20 protein-coding genes are annotated in these 20,145 nt (G+C 54.0%); 15 read left to right on the forward strand and 5 right to left on the reverse strand.

The window, feature by feature from the left end; genetic code table 11:
- Positions 1-39 precede the first annotated feature (39 nt).
- On the reverse strand, positions 40-2,217 hold the full coding sequence (gene uvrB / locus J4G78_RS05545; RefSeq protein WP_207990443.1) for an excinuclease ABC subunit UvrB: 2,178 nt from the start codon (positions 2,215-2,217) through the stop codon (positions 40-42).
- Between the two features lie 140 nt (positions 2,218-2,357).
- Between uvrB and J4G78_RS05550 the strand changes: the two genes are divergently transcribed.
- From J4G78_RS05550 to pal, 13 genes are all read left to right on the forward strand, one after another.
- Positions 2,358-2,897: a DUF3617 domain-containing protein gene (locus J4G78_RS05550; protein WP_207989202.1), complete on the forward strand. Its 540-nt coding sequence runs from the start codon at positions 2,358-2,360 to the stop codon at positions 2,895-2,897.
- A 127-nt stretch (positions 2,898-3,024) separates the two neighbouring features.
- A complete protein-coding gene (locus J4G78_RS05555) occupies positions 3,025-4,089 on the forward strand; it encodes a serine hydrolase domain-containing protein (RefSeq protein ID WP_207989204.1) in 1,065 nt (354 codons plus the stop codon).
- A gap of 63 nt (positions 4,090-4,152) precedes the next feature.
- The gene (locus J4G78_RS05560) at positions 4,153-4,536 is read left to right on the forward strand and encodes a VOC family protein (RefSeq protein ID WP_207989206.1); all 384 of its coding nucleotides are present in this window, start codon (positions 4,153-4,155) and stop codon (positions 4,534-4,536) included.
- A 2-nt stretch (positions 4,537-4,538) separates the two neighbouring features.
- Complete coding sequence (locus J4G78_RS05565; protein ID WP_207989208.1) at positions 4,539-4,931, forward strand: VOC family protein; 393 nt, start codon at positions 4,539-4,541, stop codon at positions 4,929-4,931.
- A gap of 28 nt (positions 4,932-4,959) precedes the next feature.
- Positions 4,960-6,297 carry an amidohydrolase gene (locus tag J4G78_RS05570; protein WP_243457238.1) on the forward strand — a complete coding sequence of 446 codons (1,338 nt, stop codon included), beginning with the start codon at positions 4,960-4,962 and terminating at the stop codon, positions 6,295-6,297.
- 6 nt (positions 6,298-6,303) lie between these two features.
- Entirely contained in the window at positions 6,304-6,651 is a 348-nt protein-coding gene (locus J4G78_RS05575; protein WP_243457239.1) for a TraR/DksA family transcriptional regulator, read from the forward strand.
- Between the two features lie 324 nt (positions 6,652-6,975).
- On the forward strand, positions 6,976-7,146 hold the full coding sequence (locus J4G78_RS05580) for an SRPBCC domain-containing protein (RefSeq protein WP_207989212.1): 171 nt from the start codon (positions 6,976-6,978) through the stop codon (positions 7,144-7,146).
- 94 nt (positions 7,147-7,240) lie between these two features.
- Positions 7,241-7,720 carry a YbgC/FadM family acyl-CoA thioesterase gene (locus J4G78_RS05585; RefSeq protein ID WP_310737251.1) on the forward strand — a complete coding sequence of 160 codons (480 nt, stop codon included), beginning with the start codon at positions 7,241-7,243 and terminating at the stop codon, positions 7,718-7,720.
- A gap of 12 nt (positions 7,721-7,732) precedes the next feature.
- Positions 7,733-8,431, forward strand: coding sequence for a protein TolQ (tolQ, locus tag J4G78_RS05590; RefSeq protein ID WP_207989214.1), 699 nt, complete (start codon positions 7,733-7,735; stop codon positions 8,429-8,431).
- Positions 8,432-8,434: 3 nt separating this feature from the next.
- The gene (gene tolR, locus J4G78_RS05595; RefSeq protein WP_207989216.1) at positions 8,435-8,875 is read left to right on the forward strand and encodes a protein TolR; all 441 of its coding nucleotides are present in this window, start codon (positions 8,435-8,437) and stop codon (positions 8,873-8,875) included.
- A gap of 21 nt (positions 8,876-8,896) precedes the next feature.
- Positions 8,897-9,649 carry a cell envelope integrity protein TolA gene (tolA, locus tag J4G78_RS05600; RefSeq protein WP_207989219.1) on the forward strand — a complete coding sequence of 251 codons (753 nt, stop codon included), beginning with the start codon at positions 8,897-8,899 and terminating at the stop codon, positions 9,647-9,649.
- A 22-nt stretch (positions 9,650-9,671) separates the two neighbouring features.
- Positions 9,672-11,012, forward strand: coding sequence for a Tol-Pal system beta propeller repeat protein TolB (gene tolB / locus J4G78_RS05605; protein WP_375140354.1), 1,341 nt, complete (start codon positions 9,672-9,674; stop codon positions 11,010-11,012).
- A 91-nt stretch (positions 11,013-11,103) separates the two neighbouring features.
- A complete protein-coding gene (pal, locus tag J4G78_RS05610) occupies positions 11,104-11,613 on the forward strand; it encodes a peptidoglycan-associated lipoprotein Pal (protein ID WP_207989221.1) in 510 nt (169 codons plus the stop codon).
- Positions 11,614-11,699: 86 nt separating this feature from the next.
- Here pal and J4G78_RS05615 read toward each other — a convergent pair whose 3' ends face one another.
- From J4G78_RS05615 to J4G78_RS05625, 3 genes are all read right to left on the reverse strand, one after another.
- Positions 11,700-11,996 carry a hypothetical protein gene (locus J4G78_RS05615; protein WP_207989222.1) on the reverse strand — a complete coding sequence of 99 codons (297 nt, stop codon included), beginning with the start codon at positions 11,994-11,996 and terminating at the stop codon, positions 11,700-11,702.
- 37 nt (positions 11,997-12,033) lie between these two features.
- Positions 12,034-14,952 carry a M16 family metallopeptidase gene (locus J4G78_RS05620; protein WP_207989223.1) on the reverse strand — a complete coding sequence of 973 codons (2,919 nt, stop codon included), beginning with the start codon at positions 14,950-14,952 and terminating at the stop codon, positions 12,034-12,036.
- A 133-nt stretch (positions 14,953-15,085) separates the two neighbouring features.
- A complete protein-coding gene (locus tag J4G78_RS05625) occupies positions 15,086-15,712 on the reverse strand; it encodes a class I SAM-dependent methyltransferase (protein ID WP_207989224.1) in 627 nt (208 codons plus the stop codon).
- 104 nt (positions 15,713-15,816) lie between these two features.
- Here J4G78_RS05625 and J4G78_RS05630 point away from each other — a divergent pair, with 104 nt between their 5' ends.
- Both J4G78_RS05630 and J4G78_RS05635 read left to right on the forward strand, forming a co-directional pair.
- The gene (locus J4G78_RS05630; RefSeq protein WP_207989225.1) at positions 15,817-16,182 is read left to right on the forward strand and encodes an antibiotic biosynthesis monooxygenase family protein; all 366 of its coding nucleotides are present in this window, start codon (positions 15,817-15,819) and stop codon (positions 16,180-16,182) included.
- Positions 16,183-16,190: 8 nt separating this feature from the next.
- Positions 16,191-17,549, forward strand: coding sequence for an MFS transporter (locus J4G78_RS05635; protein ID WP_243457240.1), 1,359 nt, complete (start codon positions 16,191-16,193; stop codon positions 17,547-17,549).
- On the opposite strand, the gene J4G78_RS05640 is transcribed toward J4G78_RS05635, so the two are convergent.
- Complete coding sequence (locus J4G78_RS05640) at positions 17,546-19,879, reverse strand: CDC48 family AAA ATPase (protein ID WP_445669908.1); 2,334 nt, start codon at positions 19,877-19,879, stop codon at positions 17,546-17,548. The two genes, J4G78_RS05635 and J4G78_RS05640, sit on opposite strands and share 4 nt — an antisense overlap.
- Positions 19,880-20,145: the final 266 nt, after the last annotated feature.

Genomic DNA, 20,145 nt, shown 5'->3' on the forward strand with positions numbered 1-20,145 from the left:
GCTGGCCCATCATCAATTACCGTATCGCTTTGACCTGGATCAGAATTTTCGCTGCGTTTTACCATAGCGCATCTTGCGCGTACCTGGCTTACCTTCGGTTGCCCTGCCCTTTGGCTTGGCCAGCTGAAGGTCTGCGGGTAGCCCCAATTCGTCGGCTTCCAGTTTGCGAATTTCATCACGAAGTCGTCCGGCTTCCTCAAATTCCAGATCGGCCGCCGCATCGCGCATGCGTTTTTCAAGGCTTTCGATATGGCTGCGCAGATTATGGCCGACGAGATGCTCGGTATCGTCATCAATCGGCACCGTGACCTGATCTTTGCTCGCCACATGTGCAACAATATCACCGATATTTTTCTTGATCGTTGTCGGTGTGATCCCGTGCAGCTTGTTGTAAGCCTCCTGTTTCTCGCGCCGCCGTCCAGTTTCGTTGAGCGCGCGTTCCATCGATCCGGTTATCCGATCGGCATAGAGGATTACCCTGCCCTCTACATTACGCGCCGCGCGGCCAATAGTTTGGATGAGCGATGTTTCTGAGCGCAGAAAACCCTCCTTGTCGGCATCCAGTATCGCCACAAGCCCGCACTCTGGAATATCGAGCCCTTCGCGCAGCAGGTTTATGCCAACCAGCACATCATAAACGCCGAGTCGCAAATCCCGGATCAACTCAATCCGCTCCAGCGTTTCGACATCGCTATGCATGTAACGGACCTTCAGACCCGCCTCATGCATAAACTCGGTCAGGTCTTCAGCCATGCGTTTGGTCAGCGTCGTAACGAGCGTACGATATCCCTGTTGAGCGACCTTTTTGCACTCGTTGATCAGATCATCGACCTGATCCTCAACTGGTTTAATCTCCACCGGTGGATCAATCAGCCCGGTGGGACGAATGACCTGTTCGGCAAATACACCGCTGGTCTGTTCCATCTCCCATTTGCCCGGTGTTGCTGACACGCTAACCGTCTGCGGCCGCATCGCGTCCCATTCATTAAAACGCAGCGGGCGGTTGTCGATACAGCTCGGTAGCCGGAAACCATATTCCGCCAGCGTGATCTTGCGCCGATGATCGCCCTTGGACATCGCACCGATTTGCGGCACCGTCTGGTGACTCTCATCAACGAACAGCAAGGCATTGTCTGGCAGATATTCAAACAGCGTCGGCGGCGGCTCGCCCGGCAGGCGCCCTGTGAGAAAGCGGGAATAGTTTTCGATACCGGCACAACTGCCAGTCGCCGCGATCATCTCGAGATCGAAATTCGTTCGTTGCTCGAGCCGCTGATGCTCCAGCAACTTACCTTCTGCCTCAAGCTCTTTGAGGCGCACACCAAGCTCCAGCTTGATCGCTTCCATCGCCTGCTTCATCGTTGGGCCGGGCGTCACATAGTGGGAATTAGCAAAGATTCGCACGCGGTTGAGGCTCGCACCCTTCTTTCCCGTCAGCGGATCAAATTCGACAATCTCCTCAATCTCGTCACCAAAGAAGGAGATGCGCCACGCCATATCTTCATAATGCGAAGGGAAAATTTCCAAATTATCGCCGCGAACCCGAAAATTACCGCGCGCAAAAGCCTGATCGTTGCGTTTATATTGCAGGGACACCAGTTTGCGGATGATATCCCGCTGATCCACAGCTTGCTCTTTTTTGAGATCAAAGATCATCGCTGAATATGTTTCGACCGAACCGATACCGTACAGACAGGAAACCGACGCGACGATTATCACATCATCCCGTTCGAGCAGCGACCTGGTCGCACTATGCCGCATCCGGTCAATTGCTTCGTTTACCGAGCTTTCCTTTTCGATATAGGTATCGGACCGTGCGACATAGGCTTCGGGCTGATAATAGTCATAATAGCTGACGAAATATTCGACTGCATTGTTGGGAAAGAAGCTCTTAAACTCGCCATATAATTGTGCGGCGAGTATCTTGTTCGGCGCCAATATCAGCGCAGGACGCTGGGTTTTCTCGATAATCTTAGCCATCGTGAAAGTCTTGCCCGAGCCAGTAACACCAAGGAGCACTTGATCCAGTTCGTCTTCGCGAATCCCTTCCACCAGCTCTTTGATCGCTTCAGGCTGATCGCCAGACGGTTCAAAATCACTGATCAATTCAAAGGCTTTACCGCCTTCAGATTTATCGGGTCTAACCGGTTTATGAGGAACGAAATTCTCATCGGTTTGCGGTTCCGCCAAACCTTCTCTGATAACCAGCTTTGCCATAACGTGGATATGGAACAAAACGGGTCCATTGTCATCCCCAAATATTGCTAATGCTAAGACGTTACACTTCGCAAATTTACAATATTGATCAATCGGGTTAAGGCAGTCGTTAGTTTAGTAAACAAACGAGGGAAATCCAAGTGAAGAAGATAGTTTTATCGGTTGCCGCCGTAGCATTAATGGCGGGCTGTTCGAGTAACAATGCTGACGCTGATGGCGATGGCAATATCAGCGCTGATGAAGTCGCAAAGGTCATGAATGAAGTCACTCTAGAGCCGGGCGAATGGGAAAACACCGTTGAAATCGTTGATGTAAAAATCGAAGGTCTGCCAGAAGGCGCACCTGCCGGAATGATCGACGGGATGAAGGGACAGAAAACCGTAACCAAGACATGTATCACTGAAGAGCAAGCCAAAAATCCAGGTGCCGAGTTTTTTGCAGCTCAGGAACAGACCGACTGCAAGATCAAGAAATTTGATATGAGCGGCGGCGCGATTGATTCTGAAATGTCGTGCTCCAATGTTGGTGCTCCCGGCAACATGAACATGGCAATGACCGGTCAATATGGCCCCAGCAGCTATGAAATGACGATGACCATGGACGGCGGCGCTGGCGGCATGGAAATGAATATTACCGCAAAGAATAACGGCAAGCGCATTGGTAGCTGCCCAGCGGGTTGATCCAGTGCTTTCGCGCTATCTACAAAACGGAGCAAAGGCTTGGTGCTTTTGCTCCGTTTTTATTGCAGTTGCAGCGTTTTTTGCCACCGAATTGCCGGCACAGGTCAAAAATCCGCCAGCAGCTGTCATGATCGAATTTGACGCTGATGATAAAGCAACCATAGCGATTCAGGGCCTGTCCAATCGCAACACCGGCCGCGCCTTGATGCCGGATGATCCGGTCCGGATTGCCTCAATTTCCAAACTGTTTGTAAGCTTGGCTGCAATGCGCCTGGTTGAACAGGGAATACTGGACCTCGACACAGACGTGTCCGACTATCTTGGTTGGTCGCTCCGGCATCCGGACCATCCCGCTGTGCCGATCACCTTGCGTCTGTTGCTATCCCATCAATCTGGCCTGCGTGACGGCATTAATTATGCACTGCCGATGGATGCCCGCCTGGAAACCGAATTACGAAGCCAGCAAGCATGGGACACCCATCACGCGCCAGGCACATATTTCGCCTATGCCAACCTCAATTTTCCCATAGTTGCTGCGGTGATGGAAGCAGCAACCGGAGATCGTTTTGACCGGATCATGAAGACACAAGTCTTTGATCCGCTAGACCTCGATGCTTGCTTCAACTGGACCTTGTGCAGCGATCAAAAGGTCGCAGCAGCCGTTACCCTTTATCGCGCCAATGGCGACGTCGTCCGCGATGACTTGCGTGGCAGGCGCGAGGACTGCTCTGTTGTTCCCGCCAGCGATGGCAGTTGTGACTTGAAAGCTTATCAACTTGGCAAAACCGGGTCGATATTCAGTCCGCAAGGCGGCCTGCGTATTTCCGCCCGTGATCTTGCCAAGATCGGTCAAATGTTTCTGCGCAATGACGGTACCTTCCTGAGTAACTCCAGCATCGCCACAATGACTAGCCCGATATGGCTATATGATGGTACCAACGGCGATAGCGAAGACGGCTATTTCTGCGCTTACGGCCTAGCAGTCCACATTCTCGCCGCACCGGATCGCCCACAATCCTGCAAGGATGATCCGTTCGGCGACAACCAAATGCGCTTTGGCCATAGCGGCGAGGCCTATGCATTGAAATCCGGCCTCTGGGTCAATCCCGTTACTAATCAAGGCACCGCTTTTTACCGAACGCAGGTTCCAGAAAATGATCCGTCAGGTCATTGCATCTATTTCTGTGAGTGATAGGTTTCACTCCGAAACCGAATCAACAAACCCTCAATCGGTTCCCAATCAGGAGAGACACAGATGATCGCCTACACCATGCTCGGCACCAATGACAAAGACAAAGCCGTTGAATTTTACGACAAGCTTTTTGAAGGCACGGATGTCAAAAAGCTATTTCAAACACCTTTAGGCGGGCAATTTTACGGCAAGAAGCCGGGACAACCGATGATCTGCATTACCAATCCTTATGATGGCAATGACGCCTGCTTCGGTAACGGCACGATGGTGGCTCTGTCCTTTGACGATACCGACCAGATTGACGCGCTCCATGCCAAGGCGCTGGAACTCGGTGCAGCCGATGAAGGCGAGCCGGGATGGCGCGCGCCGGATGTCTTTTACGGAGCCTATTTCCGCGATCTTGATGGCAACAAGCTTTGCGTCTGCAAAATGAACATGGGAGGTTGATCATGATTGGTTATGTCACACTAGGCGTCAACGATATTGAGAAAGCGCAGGCATATTATGACGCGCTGCTCGGCGAAATCGGAGGAAAACGATTGATGGAACTCGAAGAGGGTGGCTTCACGCTCTATGGCGCCGAGATGGGCGCGCCCTCTCTTGCCATCACCCAGCCTTATAATGGCGAGGCCGCTGTGCCAGGCAATGGCAATATGATCGCCATTCCCTTCGAGCAACGATCGCAGATTGACAGCTTTTATAATAAAGCCATCGAACTGGGCGGGAGCGACGAAGGCGCGCCCGGCGTTCGCGGTGACGAAGGACCACAAGCTTTTTATGCAGCCTATTTTCGGGATCCGGAAGGCAACAAGCTTTGCGCTTTTCGTGTCGGGCCTGCATAAGGAGGAAAATTCCACGGGGAGAATAATCTTGAAACATCTGATTCTGGCTTTGGCAGCAGGCGGCGCGCTCATCTCTGGTGCGCCGGCAGCAGCCCAATCGAACGATCTCGCACAGGCCGTCGCGGCGGACTATGACGCCAAGCTGGAAGCGCTGTTTATCGATTTTCACAAAAACCCCGAACTGTCCTATAAGGAAACCCGTACTGCTGGCATCATTGCCAAGGAATGGCGAGCAGTCGGATGGGACGTCACGGAAAAAGTGGGCGGCACCGGCGTCGTCGCCGTCATGAAAAATGGCGACGGCCCGACCCTGATGCTGCGCGCCGATATGGATGGCCTGCCTCTCGTTGAGGATAGCGGGCTGGATTACATGTCCACCGTCACGCAGGTCAGCATTGATGGCGAGGAAAAGCCGGTGATGCATGCTTGCGGCCATGACGTGCATATCACCTCGCTCATCGGAACCGCGCGCCGCCTGTCGGCGATGAAAGACCAGTGGAGCGGTACGATAGTGCTGGTTGCCCAACCGGCTGAAGAACGGATTGGCGGAGCCAAAATGATGATGGATGACGGCCTTTACAGCCGCTTTCCAAAGCCCGATTTTGCCATGGCCTTTCATGTCAGCGCGGACACGCCCACCGGTAAGCTGGCGCTGAGCGAAGGGATTAGCTATTCGTCGGTCGATACGGTCGACATCATCGTTCATGGTGTCGGCGCGCACGGTGCCTCACCCCATCGCGGCAAAGACCCGATTGTCATGGGCGCGCAAATAATCATGGGCCTCCAGACCATCGTCAGCCGCGAAATAGCGCCGCTGAAACCGGCGGTTATAACGGTCGGATCCTTTCATAGCGGCTTCAAGCATAACATCATTTCCGATCGCGCTGTCCTGCAATTGACCGTCCGCTCCGACGATGATGAAACGCGCCAGAAACTACTCTCCGGTATCAAACGGGTGGCCACCAATGTCGGCAGAATGAATGACATGCCGGAAGATAAGCTACCGGAAGTGAAGGTGTCGCATGAATCTACTCCGGCCGTTTACAATGACGCAGCCCTGACAAAGCGTATTCAATCTGTCTTTACGGACCGTTTCGGGGCGGATGTGTTTGACAATAAACCGCGCCAAGGCATGGGCGGTGAAGATTTTGCCTATTTCGTCTCCCCCAATACCGGTGTGCCTGGCGTCTATTTCAACGTCGGTGGGACACCGCAGGCTGATTTTGATGCAGAGGAAGCTGGCGGGAAGCCGGTCCCATCGCATCACTCACCCTTTTTTAAGGTCGCACCGAGAGAGTCCGTGACATTGGGTACCGAAGCGATGACAGCCGCAGCGCTGGATTTGCTTGCCCCGCAGACCGAATAGGCTGCGATGGCTGACGATCTTTCCAAAAGTCAGATCGCGGCCTTGAAGACCATTATGCTCGACCGACAGGCGGAGCTCAAAGCGCTGGAGGAAGACGCTGCGGGTTGGAGCGATACTGTAGAGCTAGACCAGCAAAGCGTTGGTCGCCTGTCGCGGATGGACGCGATGCAGCAACAGGAAATGGCCCAGGCTGAGGCGCGACGGCGGGCCAATGATCTGGCGCGAATCGATATCGCACTCAAACGCATGGACGAAGATGAATATGGCTGGTGCGCCGAATGCGGAGAACCCATTGCTTACAAGCGTTTGGAAATTGATCCCGCCGCAGCGCTATGTGTGGCCTGCGCGCGCTAAAAACTTCCCGTGTGGGCCACGGGAACGCTTCATCTTGCGCTCATGCTGAGCTTGTCAAAGCATCCTGAAGGACATCACGACCGCAGCACCAAACACCCTTCGACAAGCTCAGGGTGAGCGCAGCAGATAGTATTCGCACGTATAATCTCAAAATAGGGTCACACAGGGTCACACCCCCTAATGCAGGATTTCCTTTTCCCCCAAAAAGGGCGGAAAGTCGCCGGTTTGCGGATATTTAAATTTAAGAAAGAGCCGCCATAAGCATAGCGTTTTCAAAGCATGTAGGAAAGCAGAGTACCGCATTTTTGTCTTTTGCGGGTCAGTATGAGCTTGTCCGGACTGGGGACCGATACCAAAATGACCGTCACCCATAGCGAGCTGGAACCGGGCTCCGACATGGATAAAGGCGTCCGCGACGGCTGGCCAGCCGTGCTCAGCAATCTCAAGAGCATGGTGGAAACCGGAAAAACCATGTCGGAAGAGGATTGGAAATGATTTCCGGCAGTTAACCGCCAAAAAGACTCAATTTTACGCTGAACGGAATCATTAGCGCTTTCCCCGCTGGAATCAGCTGACTAATGTCCCGAAGATGGACGCCATCAGCAATCTACCCACCGATATCATGCCCCATGAGGGCGAGTTTCGGGATCACCATCACTATTTCGCGTGTCGGGTCTATTATGAAGACACCGATTTTTCCGGCATTGTCTATCATGCCAGCTACCTGAAATTCATGGAGCGGGCGCGGTCGGATATGCTCCATCAGCTTGGCATGGATCAACGCGCCGCGTTCGAGGCTAATGACGGGGCTTACGCGGTGGTCGATTTGCACATTAAATATATTGCGCCCGCCAAATTTCAGGATAATCTATTGGTCATCAGTAGCGTCACCAAATTGCGTAAAGCGAGCGTAGAAATCGAACAAATCATCATGCGCGGAGACGAGAAAATCGCGTCAGCCAGCGTTCAGGCAGCCTTCCTTACGCCCGCCGGGCGGCCACGACGGCAACCAGAAGCGTGGACGGAAGCCTTCGCGGCTGTCATCGCGGATGATAACAAACCGAAATAAAAGGATATATCTTTGCTAGACAGTCTTTCCATCCAAGCCGTATCTGGTGAATTTTCGCCTTTTGCCTTGTTTCTGCAAGCGGATATCATCGTCAAGTCGGTGATGATCGGCTTGCTGCTCGCCAGTGTCTGGACATGGACCATCATTGTCAGTTTTGCGATGAATATAGGCCGTATCGGAAAAAAATCAGAAAGATTTGAACAGTCATTCTCTAAAACTGATGACGTGGACAAATTTTATGACAATCACGGCAAATCCGGTCTGCCCATGGCCAAGGTGCTCGCCTCTGGTATGCGCGAATGGCGGCGGTCCACCGCACGCGGGCCGATTGACCGGGATGGCACGCGGCAACGCCTTGCGACCGCGATGAATGCCACGATTGCCCATGAAGTGGACAAGCTGGCCGATCGGCTGAATTTTCTCGCCACCGTTGGCAGCGTGGCGCCCTTTGTCGGTCTGTTCGGTACGGTCTGGGGCATTATGCGCAGTTTTTCCGCCATTGCTGCAGAACAGAATAGTTCCCTGGCCGTGGTTGCCCCTGGTATTGCCGAAGCGCTTTTTGCCACAGCCATTGGCCTGTTCGCGGCCATTCCCGCCGTTATCGCCTATAACCGCTTCTCTCATCGCCTAAACAAGCTCGAAGCCCGCATGGGCCGCTTTGCCGACGGTTTCCATGCGACATTGAGCCGCGAGCTGGAATTGGGGAAATAAGCGATGGCCATGAACCTTGCTCCCGGTAACGGCCGCCGCAATCGCGGCCGTGCGCCGATGTCAGAGATTAACGTCACTCCCTTTGTCGATGTCATGCTGGTGCTGCTCATCATCTTCATGATTACCGCGCCTCTATTGGTCACTGGCGTACCCGTTGACCTGCCGGAAAGCCGCGCCAATGCGCTGGATCAGGATCAGGAGCCGGTGCAGATTTCTATAGATCAGGAGGGCCGCATTTACCTCGATGACGAAGAAATGAGCCGAAATGCCTTGGCCACGCGATTAAACGAAATCGCCGCCAGTCAGACCGTAGACGACCCCCGCCAGATCATGCTGCGCGGCGATAAAACGCTGGACTACGGGCTTATCATGGGGGTTATGGGAGAGCTCAACCGGGCCGGCCTGAACCGGGTATCATTAGTCACAACAGGTTCATCTGAGTGAAATTAGAAATCACAGGCTGTTATGGAGAGAGCTGAAAAAATTGGCTTAGGCGTCGCGGCTGGCGGACATATTGTCCTGTTCGGCGTACTTTCGCTCAGCCTGCTGTCTCAGCCGGATGAGGCGTATAAGCCCAAATCCATAGAGGTTATGATTGCCGACGAGGTAGGTCTGGAGAGCGCCTCGCCCAATCCCGCCTTGGTCCCGCCCGCCACCAGCGTTGCTCCAGAACTGGGCGATCCAGATCCTACGGATTTAAGCAAACCAGAGCCGATGGAACTGACATCAGCACCCGATGTAAAGCCTACCCCGCAACGCCAAAAGCCCGCTACGAAGCCCAAACCCAAGCCCAAAGATAAGCCCAAGCCAAAACCCAAAGGATCGCGTCTTGGTAAGGATTTCCTGAAAGGTGTGACCGACCAATCGTCGGTCAGCCGGAACCAGAATGTCACTGGCGAAAAGGCATCGGCCAGCGCGGTTGCATCTTTGCAGCAGGAATTATATCGGCAGCTTAAACGCCAATGGAAACCGCCCACTGGCGCTGATGCGGAAAAGCTGCGCACAAAGGTTACCGCCCGACTGGACCGCAACGGCAATATTGTTGGTACGCCCAGCGCAACCACCACCGGTATCACTGCCAGCAACCGGTCCCAAGCCGACATTCACAAGGAACGCGCCATTGCCGCCGTCAGGCTGGCCGCGCCTTACACCACATTTCCCGAGAAATATTATAGTGAGTGGCAGGTCATCGAACCCGTCCTCTATCAGGGCATATAGGCTCGGCACATAGGAGAATATTATGGCTATAGCAGCCCCTAAGCGTATGAAATCATGGCTTGTTACCTTTGCTGTATTGGCCGGCCTGACAATGCCGGCCCACGCCCAGTTAACGGTCGATGTGGACAATGTTGGCGCGGATGAATTGACCATCGCCGTTCCCGGCCTACCGACCCCGCAAAGCACGGAAACGCCTGCCGGCACGACTGCTGAACTTGGCAATAAAATCAGCGATGTGATCGTCAGCAATTTACGCTCCAGCGGCCTGTTCAAGCCGCTCAGCCGCAATCAAGTTCGCGGCATCAGTTTTAGTGAGGTCACCGCGCCGCAATTTCCGTACTGGACCGGTACCAGCGCGTCCGCCCTGATCCAGGGCTTCGTCCGCTCCAATGGCGATGGCAAGCTTACGGTCGGATGTTATCTCTATGATGTGGCACTGGAAACCGAGCTGACGCGGCAAGGTTTCGTGGTTGATCCCGGCGACTGGCGCCGCGCGGCGCATAAATGTGCCGACAGCATCTATTCGCGCCTGACCGGGGAATCCCCGTTTTTTGACAGCCGGATTGCCTATATTGCCGAGACCGGCCCGAAGGATAACCGCCGCAAAAGGCTGGCGATCATGGATAGCGATGGCGCCAATCACCGGTTCATCACCAACGGCCAGGCCACCGCCCTCACCCCGCGCTTTTCGCCCGATTATAAACGGATCGTCTATCTCAGTTTTCTCGACGGAAATCCGCGCATCTATGTCTATGAAATCGGGACCGGTCGTCAAACGCTGATTACCCAGAGCACGAATCCTACTTTTGCACCGCGCTGGTCCCCTGATGGCAAGACGATTCTCTATTCCATGGCGATTGCTGGCAACACTGATATCTACAAAGTTTCAGCACAGGGCGGTGAACCCAAGCGGCTGACATTCTCTCCCGGTATCGACATTGGCGGCAGCTTTTCGCCCGATGGCAGCCGGATCGTATTTGAAAGTGATCGTTCCGGCAGCCAGCAGCTCTATGTGATGAGCGCCGACGGCGGCAATGAACGGCGCATCAGTTTTGGCGGCGGACGCTTTGCAACGCCGGAATGGAGCCCGCGTGGTGATCTCATCGCGTTCACCAAAATCGCCGGTAATTTCCGGGTTGGCGTGATGACACCCAGCGGCGGCGGGCAACGTCTGCTGACCAATAGCTGGCAGGACGAGGCCCCGACATGGGCACCCAATGGCCGGATCATCCAGTTTTTCCGGACCACACGCGGCAGCGGCAAGACCGGCATTTGGCAGGTTGATTTAACCGGCCGGAATGAGCGCCAATTGCCCACACCCGTAAATGGATCTGACCCTGCATGGGGACCTTTGCTACCATAAAAATCGTACAAAAAGTCCAAGTAATGTGAGACAAGTAACTGAAAAAAGGTTATAACTGCCTTCAAGGGCAAATTAGACTAGGAGCAAAAATATGTTAAAATATGCGACCCCCCTCCTGATTACCTCCAGCTTGATCCTCGCAGGCTGCGCAAAAAAAGCACCAGAAGAACTACCGCCAGCACCGGCTGGGACGAGCGATCCGGTCGCACCGCCACCAGCAACTGGCCCGGGTTATGCACCCGGCTCACAAGGCGATTTCCTGGCCAACACGATGTCAGACCGCATATTATTTGATACTGATCGTTACAATGTGGATGCGCAAGACCAGGTGGTCCTTCAAAGCCAAGCCCAATGGCTGGCTCAGCATCCCAATGCACGGATCACGGTTGAAGGCCATGCCGATGAACGCGGCACGCGCGATTATAACCTTGCTCTTGGCGAGCGCCGTGCCAATGCAGCCAAAAATTACCTTGCTTCACTAGGTGTTAGCCCGACCCGGATGACCACGGTAAGCTATGGCAAGGAACGCCCCGATGCTCTGGGCTCCAATGAAGCGGCTTGGGCGCAAAACCGCCGTGCTGTGAGCATCGTCGTTCAATAAACGCCAGATCGCATAGAACCAAATCGCATAGAAAAGGCCGCTAACCCGAAATGGGTAGCGGCCTTTTTTGTGTCTGGCTATCAGCCTTATTTCTTGGTGCCGCTCATCGCCATTTCACCAAAAGCACCAGCATTAACCGAACCGGTCAGAACGCCGTCAACTACGGTTGCCTTGCCTTCCAGTTTCATCGGCATGGGTACGGTCATGTTCATAACCCAGGTCAGCTCATTGCCGTCAATCTTGCCATTTTCCAATTCCATGGAACCCATGGCACCTTCATTTGTGCCAGTGAATGTGTCGCCATCAGTGACAATAGTCACGACCGACTGCTGGTCGCCCATGGGGGATTTGGTTACGCAATCATATGAACCATCGATAGACATATTCTTCTCCTTTTAAATCAAAGCTCTGAAACAGCGATCAATCTTGGCCGACTGCCGAATCATCTGAACTGCCTGCTTTACTAACATCGGTGTTACCAGCTTCATAGCCGCGATATTCGATTGGCATATCAAGCGCCTCCAGCTGCGTCTTGATCTTGTCGGCATCGCCAACAATAACCCATGTAAACTTATCGGGATCAATCGCGCCGGCCATCGCCTTGTTGAGATCATCCGCAGTCAGCGCCTTATAGCGATCGGCCACCATCTCAGCATAGTTGGAGGGTCGCTTGAACATGACATCTCCCTGCATTTGACCCAATACCCGGCTCGATTGCTCAAACTGCCCTGGCAATTGGCGGACATTGCCGTTGACCGTGCGTTCCAGTTCGGCCTGAGTCACGCCATTGTCGCCGAGAAAGCCTTTTACCTGGCTCATAATCGCAGCAACCGCAGGGCCGGTCTGGTTGGTTTGGACGGGCGCGCGCATGATATAGGGGACATCATGCTCACCGCGCAAAATGCTGTTGCGGGTACCGTAGCTCCAGCCTTTGGTTTCGCGCAGGTCCATATTGATCCGTGACAGGAAATTGCCGCCCAAAACCTCGTTGGCAGCGTTAAGCGTCAACAGATCGTCCGTTCCTTTGAACGGAAGCACCTGTCCCGCCAGGATCATGGACTGCGGTGAGTTGGCACGGTGAATAACAACGATTTTACCCTGCGCTTCCGGAATAGCGGCATCGAAATTTTTGGCTGGTGCTGCCGTACCCTTCCCGCCCCATTTACCAAATCGCATTTCCAGCTTTTCCAGCAGCGCCTGCTGATCAATCTGGCCGACGGCAAAAATGGTCGCATTCTCCGGACGCATCCAGCTTTGATGGAAGTTGACCAGATCATTGCGGGTAATAGCGCCAACGGATTGCTTGGTACCATTGCCCGAAAGGCCGCGGCCATAAGGATGGGCATCTCCGAACAGGAGCGGCGGCAGCGCATTGGTCGCCACGCTGCGCGGGTTGCTCTCTTCGCGGTCGATCGCAGTGAGCTGTTGGACCCGAATACGTTCAATGTCATCTGTCTTGAAAGCCGGATTTTTGACGATGTCTGCCATGAGGTCGAGCGATGCATCAAGATTGGGATTGACCGCGCTCAAGTCGACACTTGTACGGTCCCGTCCGCCACCAACGCTGACATTCGCACCGAGACGCTCTTGCTGCTCGGCTATTTGTACCGAGGTCAGGCTGGTTGTTCCTTCCTCCATCATCGATGTGACAAAATTATGGAGGCCAATTTTGTCAGCCGGGTCGGCCGCAGCGCCTGCATCGAATGACAAAGTGACACGTGTCATTGGTACAGCATCCCGGCGCGCGAAATAGACTTTAATCCCGTTGGACAAAGTTGATGTCTCAACGTCCGGAAAATCAACATTGGGGACTTCGCCGACGGGAGGAAGAGAGGACCGATCAACCGGCTGCGCCTGCGTTGCTTCGTCGCCATCTTGCATATAAAAAGCCGGGCTGGTAAGCGAGCCAGTGCGCGCGCCTTTGCCGGATTTCACTTCCTCATAGGCTTCGCGCTCACCGGGCACAACGCGAATACCGACAACCGGCCGCGTCAGCCATTTCTTCATCGCCGCTGTCACTGATTCCGGCGTTGCAGAAGCCAGCCGTGCCAGTTCCTTTTTATAATATTCAGGATCATCAGAATAAAGCTCACCCTTGGCCAGCGCAGTGGCTTTCCCGCTAAACCCGCCGACCTGTTCAAGTCCAGCGATCCGGGACGCAGCATCACGGGTAGCCACCCGCTGTACCTCGTCTTCGGTAGGGCCGTTTTGAATATAGTCAGCGATAATATCGTCTAGCCGTTTGGCCACCACATCCGCATCTTCACCCGGCTTCACATCCGCCTGAATTTGCACCAGGCTGCCATGAACGAAAGGCAGCACAAAGGCGGAAACCGCGACCGCATTTTTCTCTTCACGCACCATGATATTATCGAGCCGCGAACTTGCCAGACCGCCGAGCACCGCCATGCCTACGTCCAGCGGTGTGTAATCCGGATCGTTGAGCCCCGGCACCACCCAGTTGCGATAGATACGGGTCGTCGCGACCTTATCTTTCATCACGTCGAATACCGGCGCATCCAAAGTCGGCAACTCCGGATTTAGCTCTGGGATGGGTTTGCCTTTGGGAATGGCGCCAAACCATTTCTCAACGAGCGGCTTGGCGGCCGCGGCATCAATATCACCGGCCAACACCAAAATGGCATTGTTCGGGCCATAATGATCAATAAACCACTGCTTCATATCATCCAGCGAAGCGGCTTCCAAATCTTCGAGCGACCCGATGGTGCTATGGCCATAAGGATGGCCTTCTCCCGGAAACAGCAATTCCGTCTGGCGATAACTCACCAGACCATAAGGCTGGTTATCACCCTGACGCTTTTCATTGGACACAACGCCAATCTGATTATCCAGCTTTTCCTGTGTGACCGCGCCGAGCAAATAGCCCATGCGATCACTTTCCAGGAACAGCGCGACTTCCAAGGCGGATTTCGGCACGGTCTGGAAATAATTGGTCCGGTCGAGCCAAGTGGTACCGTTTAAATCGGTCGCACCGATCTGACGCAGCGGCTCAAAATAATCGCCCGGTGCGTTTTCCGACCCGTTGAACATGATATGTTCGAACAAATGGGCATAGCCGGTCTTACCTTTGGGTTCGTTCGCAGATCCAACACCATACCAGATCGACACGGCAACAATCGGCGCCTTGCGGTCCGTATGCACCAACACTTTCAAACCATTATCAAGAGTGAAGCGCTCATAGGGAATATCGACGGCATCGACCAGTTCGCTGACTGGTGCGGGTTTGGCCATTTTATGGTCATCGGCAAGAGCCGGGGCCGCAAAGCTGAGGGCGGTGGAGGTAAGCGCAATGGCGATCGTACGGGAAAAACGTGACATCCGGAAATCCTCTTCAATATATTGTATATATGGAAACTACTATGAGCATGCGGACTTGTCGCGCAAGCCCTGTCTGATCTTCGACAAACGACCGACTAGTGTCGACCAACAACAACGCGATAGGAAACCAAGCTTATTTCTTTTTCCAGCCCCAGAACAGGTGACAAGGCAATATGTTCCAAACAGAATAGCCATTATCGATGCGATCAAAATGCGGCGTCATGAAATCGCGCGCGCGTTTGACAAATTGATAAACCAGAAAAGCACCGCCGGGACGCAGCGCTTCGTGGGTTTCCTTTGCTATTTTTGGTCCTAGCTGATTGGGTAAGGTGGAAAATGGCAGACCAGACAGGATATAATCAGCTTTTTCATGGCCCAGATCGCTGATAATCTGCTGCACATCGGCGGCCGAGCCATGAATGGGATAAAAGCGGCTGTCACGGATGCTTTTGCTGAGATAGTCGATAAAGTCGGGGTTGAGATCGATGACGATCAAGGTCGCATCAGGCTTCATGCGTTCAAGCACCGGCCGACAAAATGTGCCGATGCCCGGACCATATTCAACGAACAGATTGCATTCATCCCATTTTACCGGCTCCAGCATCTTTTTGACAGTTGTGGCCGACGAAGGAATAATCGAGCCGACCATCACTGGATGCTTCAAAAAGCCTTTGAAGAACACACCCCACGCACCAAATGCCCGAGCCGCGCGTAGCTTGATTCGGCCCCATAATGGCGCTTTTGCAATGCTGTTGGTCAATCAAAATCTCCTAGTCTTATTCTACTGTCTTATTAAGCCATAGCAGTGTCATATTCAAACATCTTCGCGCTTGTCCGGGGCGATGAGAGGTTTAAAAGAGCGATATGGACTTGCATCCCTCAGGCAATATTGCCGTTATCTTTTGCGCTCAGCGCACGCGGACCGATGATGAAGCTTATACGGCCGCAGCAGAAATCATGAGCAATCTGGCCGCGCAGCAATCTGGATATCTTGGACAGGATAGCAGCCGCTCAGAAGACGGGCTGGGGATTACGGTCAGCTATTGGAAAGATGACGAAGCCGCAAAGGCCTGGCGGGATCATCCGGTTCACTCTGCCATCCGCGAGCAAGGCCGCGGCAAATGGTATGAAAGCTACACACTCCACGTGGCAAAAATAGAACGTAGTTATTCTTGGCAAAAAACCAAGGATAGTGAAAAATCTGGGATTGGAAAAAATAGCGTGCCATAGGGTTTCGCATGGCTGATTCTCCCGCACCGCATATTGCCGCCAAGAAGCAAAAGCCTATCGACAGCACCCGCATGACCGTATTGTTTGCGGTCATGCTTGTAACAGCCTCTGGCAACACGGCGATGCAATCTATTTTACCGACCATTGGCACGCAGCTTAAAATACCTGATTTCTGGGTCAGCGCAGCGTTTAGCTGGTCAGCATTGCTATGGGTTTACACCGCGCCCAAATGGGCCCGTATGTCAGACCATCGCGGACGCAAAGCGTTGATGCGACTAGGGATGATTGGCTTTACGGCATCCATGGCCTTAGCCGGTCTGGCGCTCTTTCTGGGGCTGCTCGGCTGGTATAGCGCGCTGTGGACCTTCATATTATTTGCCATATTCAGAAGCCTTTATGGCGGTTTGGGCTCTGCTGCACCGCCAGCGGTTCAGGCCTATGTTGCTGCTCGTACGCCGCGTGCGGATCGGACCAAAGCACTGTCACTTATCTCGTCATCCTTTGGGCTGGGAACAATTGTCGGTCCGGCAATTGCACCATTGTTGATCTTGCCAGTGCTTGGGCTGTCCAGCCCGATGTTCGCGTTTGCGATTATCGGGATCGCGGTGATGATCGCGCTAGCGCTCAAACTGCCTAATGACGATCCGGGATTTGAAGCGCGCGGTGTTGTGACTTCAGAACCCTATAGTGCCGCGCCGTCCGCCGGCAGCCTGAAAGATGACGGCCATGAAGACCGGCCAGTTGGAAAGCCATCCGAAGACAGCCTGCCGCCGCGGCTGCGTTGGGGCGACAAACGGATAAAACCATGGCTGATTACCGGGATCATGGGCGGTAACGCCCATGCCGTGATATTGGGCGTGATCGGCTTTCTGGTGCTCGACCGGCTGGGTTTGAGAAATGATCCAGAGACGGCCATCGAGATGACGGGAATTGTTCTGATGTCTGGTGCTGCGGCGACCTTGCTCGCGCAATGGGGCTTAATACCTTTGCTACAAATGGGGCCGCGGTCTTCCGTATTATGGGGCATGTTGCTTGCCGCTATCGGCTGTCTCATCATCGGCGTATCGGGTGATCTTTATGGCATCATCATTGGCTTTGCGGTCAGTTCCCTCGGCTTTGGTTTGTTCCGCCCCGGCTTTACCGCAGGAGCCTCGCTAGCCGTGGACCGGTCCGAACAAAACGGGGTCGCGGGTATAGTCGCGTCGGTCAACGGCATGGCGTTCATCGCCTCACCGGCATTGGGCGTATTGCTCTACACCTATGTCAGCGCGCTACCGTTCTGGATCGCCGTGACTATGTGTCTGTTCATCTTCGGCTGGGGCCTCAAAACCTTGAAGTTAGATGAGGCAGCCAGTTTAGACCGTTAGAATTCATGCTTGCTGTCGTTCACCGGCGTCAACATTCCGGGAGAAACGAAACCAATTGGTTCGGCCCGCATTGCATTTTGTTTCAGCTTAGCCTCCATTTTGGAATATTCTTCCTCCATCTCTGGCGTCACCGAGGCACGGCTTTCTTTCAACGCTTTCTCGAAATGCTTCATCGACACCGTCTCGACCAGTCCGCCATGTTCGCGCAAGGCATAGAGCCCGGCGCGGCGCACCAGATCTTCCAGATCAGCGCCGGAATAGCGTTCCGCCCGTTCCGCGATATCGTCAAGGTCGACATCCTTGGCGATCGGCATTTTGGACGTGTGAATAGCGAGTATGCGGCGGCGACCGTCTTTTTCCGGAACCGGCACATAGACAAGCTCATCAAAACGGCCAGGTCGCAACAAGGCCGGATCGACCAGACCGGGGCGGTTGGTGGCCCCGATCAATATGACCGACTGCATTTCTTCCAGCCCATCCATCTCGGCAAGGATCGTATTCACCACGCGCTCAGTCACTTGCGGTTCGCCCACACCGCGACCACGCGCCGGGACCAGACTGTCAATCTCGTCGATGAACAAGACCGTAGGCGCGACCTGCCGCGCCCGCGCAAAGAGCCGTGCAATTTGTTGCTCGCTCTCGCCATACCATTTGGACAGTAAATCGCTGGATTTGGTAGCAATGAAATTGGCTTCCGCTTCCCGCGCAACGGCTTTGGCGAGCAAAGTCTTGCCCGTACCTGGCGGTCCATAGAGCAGAAAGCCCTTCGCTGGACGGATACCCAATTTGGCGAACGCCTCAGGGCTTTTCATTGGTAGCTCAATGCCCTCTTTCAAACGCATTTGCGCGTCATCCAGCCCGCCAATATCTTCCCAGCGCACATCGGGCGCCTGCACCATCACCTCACGCATCGCGGACGGTTGCACGCGTTTGAGCGCCTCGACAAAATCATCGCGGCGCACCACCAATTCTTCCAGTACTTCGGGCGGTACGGTTTCCGATTCCAGATCAAGCTTTGGCATGATCCGGCGAACCGCTTCAATCGCGGCCTCGCGCGTCAAGGCCGCCAGATCAGCGCCGACAAAGCCATAGGTTGTTCGCGCCAACTCGGTTAAATCGACCGCTGGTTCCAAAGGCATGCCGCGGGTATGGATTCCCAATATTTCCTTGCGGCCACGCAAGTCGGGCACACCGACAATGATTTCGCGGTCAAAGCGGCCCGGACGGCGCAGCGCCTCATCAATCGCCTCGGGGCGGTTGGTGGCCGCGATCACGACCAGATTGAGGCGCGATTCCAGCCCGTCCATCAAGGTCAGCAATTGCGCTACGAGCCGCTTCTCAGTCTCCCCCTGAACCTCACCACGCTTGGGTGCGATGGAATCGATCTCATCGATAAAAAGGATGGACGGTGCGGCCTTGGTTGCCGCTTCAAACACTTCCCGCAGCTTTTTCTCGGACTCTCCGTAAGCGGATCCCATAATTTCGGGCCCATTGATCAGAAAGAATTCCGCATCACTTTCATTGGCCACCGCCCGCGCCAACCGCGTCTTGCCGGTACCTGGAGGACCATGGAGTAACACCCCGCGCGGCGGATCAACGCCCAAGCGGGTAAATAATTGTGGGTAACGCAAAGGCAGCTCAACCATTTCACGCAACTGATCAATGGTTTCATGCAGACCACCAATGTCATCATAAGTCACATCTGCCCGGCGATGCTCAGTTGACTCTTCATATTCGGGGCGAAGTTCAACTTCAGTATTCTCGTCGATATGGACAAAGCCTTTCGGCGCCGTCGAGACCACCATCAAACGGATTTGGGTTAATGAAAAAGCCGGTGCTGCTAGCATCTGCTGCAGCTGTGGCGGCATGTCATTGCGGTCCACCTGCTGTTGCCCGTGGGTCGCAACAAAATCGCCCGCATTTAAGGGACGCCCCATGAAGCTGCGTTTCAGACCCGCGCCGCTGCCATGCAAGCGCAAGTCTTTCTGAGCTGGTGCAAAGACGACTTTCTTCGCCGCTTTGGATTCAACCTTGCGAATTTCGACAAAATCGCCGGAACCGACACCGGCATTGGCGCGCTGCAAACCGTCAAGTCGGACAAAATCAAGCCCTTCGTCTTCTGGATAAGGCAATACGGCACGCGCAGGTGTTGCCTGCTTCCCACATATCTCTACAACATCGCCCTCCATCAAACCCAATTTGCCGAGATTGTCCCGTGACAAGCGAGCAAGTCCACGGCCACTATCTTCTGGCCGGGCATTCGCGACTTGCAATTTTATCATTTTGGAATTGGATTTGGGTTTTTTATCATCGGATTTGGGATCAGACATTGGGGGGATAAACTCCTGCCGCTTTATTGTTTCCAACAAGATAGGGAGGCGTCCGCCATTATGCGACCCCGAATTTTCCAAGGAAGATAAGGAGAGCCGGATTTCGGGCAAAAAAAAGGCCAATCCCGAAGGACTGGCCTATAAAAGTTTTTAGGAGAGGATGCCTGAAAGGCGAGTTCTATTTGGGCGAGAATCGATTATGTTGCAAGTGCGAAAAGAACATTCCCGGTTGCATTATGCGCAATCCATTTGTTCAACTAACGCGG

Origin of the sequence: Parasphingorhabdus cellanae, from assembly GCF_017498565.1 — a bacterium.
In the GTDB taxonomy this organism is placed as follows: domain Bacteria; phylum Pseudomonadota; class Alphaproteobacteria; order Sphingomonadales; family Sphingomonadaceae; genus Parasphingorhabdus; species Parasphingorhabdus cellanae.

Bases quoted from the DNA above. Each gene is read 5' to 3' on its own strand.
- uvrB (WP_207990443.1), bottom strand. From the start codon at position 2,217: ATGGCAAAGCTGGTTATCAGAGAAGGTTTGGCGGAACCGCAAACCGAT.
- J4G78_RS05555 (WP_207989204.1), top strand. From the start codon at position 3,025: ATGATCGAATTTGACGCTGATGATAAAGCAACCATAGCGATTCAGGGC.
- J4G78_RS05560 (WP_207989206.1), top strand. From the start codon at position 4,153: ATGATCGCCTACACCATGCTCGGCACCAATGACAAAGACAAAGCCGTT.
- J4G78_RS05565 (WP_207989208.1), top strand. From the start codon at position 4,539: ATGATTGGTTATGTCACACTAGGCGTCAACGATATTGAGAAAGCGCAG.
- J4G78_RS05575 (WP_243457239.1), top strand. From the start codon at position 6,304: ATGGCTGACGATCTTTCCAAAAGTCAGATCGCGGCCTTGAAGACCATT.
- J4G78_RS05580 (WP_207989212.1), top strand. From the start codon at position 6,976: ATGAGCTTGTCCGGACTGGGGACCGATACCAAAATGACCGTCACCCAT.
- J4G78_RS05585 (WP_310737251.1), top strand. From the start codon at position 7,241: ATGGACGCCATCAGCAATCTACCCACCGATATCATGCCCCATGAGGGC.
- tolR (WP_207989216.1), top strand. From the start codon at position 8,435: ATGGCCATGAACCTTGCTCCCGGTAACGGCCGCCGCAATCGCGGCCGT.
- tolA (WP_207989219.1), top strand. From the start codon at position 8,897: ATGGAGAGAGCTGAAAAAATTGGCTTAGGCGTCGCGGCTGGCGGACAT.
- tolB (WP_375140354.1), top strand. From the start codon at position 9,672: ATGGCTATAGCAGCCCCTAAGCGTATGAAATCATGGCTTGTTACCTTT.
- pal (WP_207989221.1), top strand. From the start codon at position 11,104: ATGTTAAAATATGCGACCCCCCTCCTGATTACCTCCAGCTTGATCCTC.
- J4G78_RS05615 (WP_207989222.1), bottom strand. From the start codon at position 11,996: ATGTCTATCGATGGTTCATATGATTGCGTAACCAAATCCCCCATGGGC.
- J4G78_RS05620 (WP_207989223.1), bottom strand. From the start codon at position 14,952: ATGTCACGTTTTTCCCGTACGATCGCCATTGCGCTTACCTCCACCGCC.
- J4G78_RS05630 (WP_207989225.1), top strand. From the start codon at position 15,817: ATGGACTTGCATCCCTCAGGCAATATTGCCGTTATCTTTTGCGCTCAG.
- J4G78_RS05635 (WP_243457240.1), top strand. From the start codon at position 16,191: ATGGCTGATTCTCCCGCACCGCATATTGCCGCCAAGAAGCAAAAGCCT.
- J4G78_RS05640 (WP_445669908.1), bottom strand. From the start codon at position 19,879: ATGTCTGATCCCAAATCCGATGATAAAAAACCCAAATCCAATTCCAAA.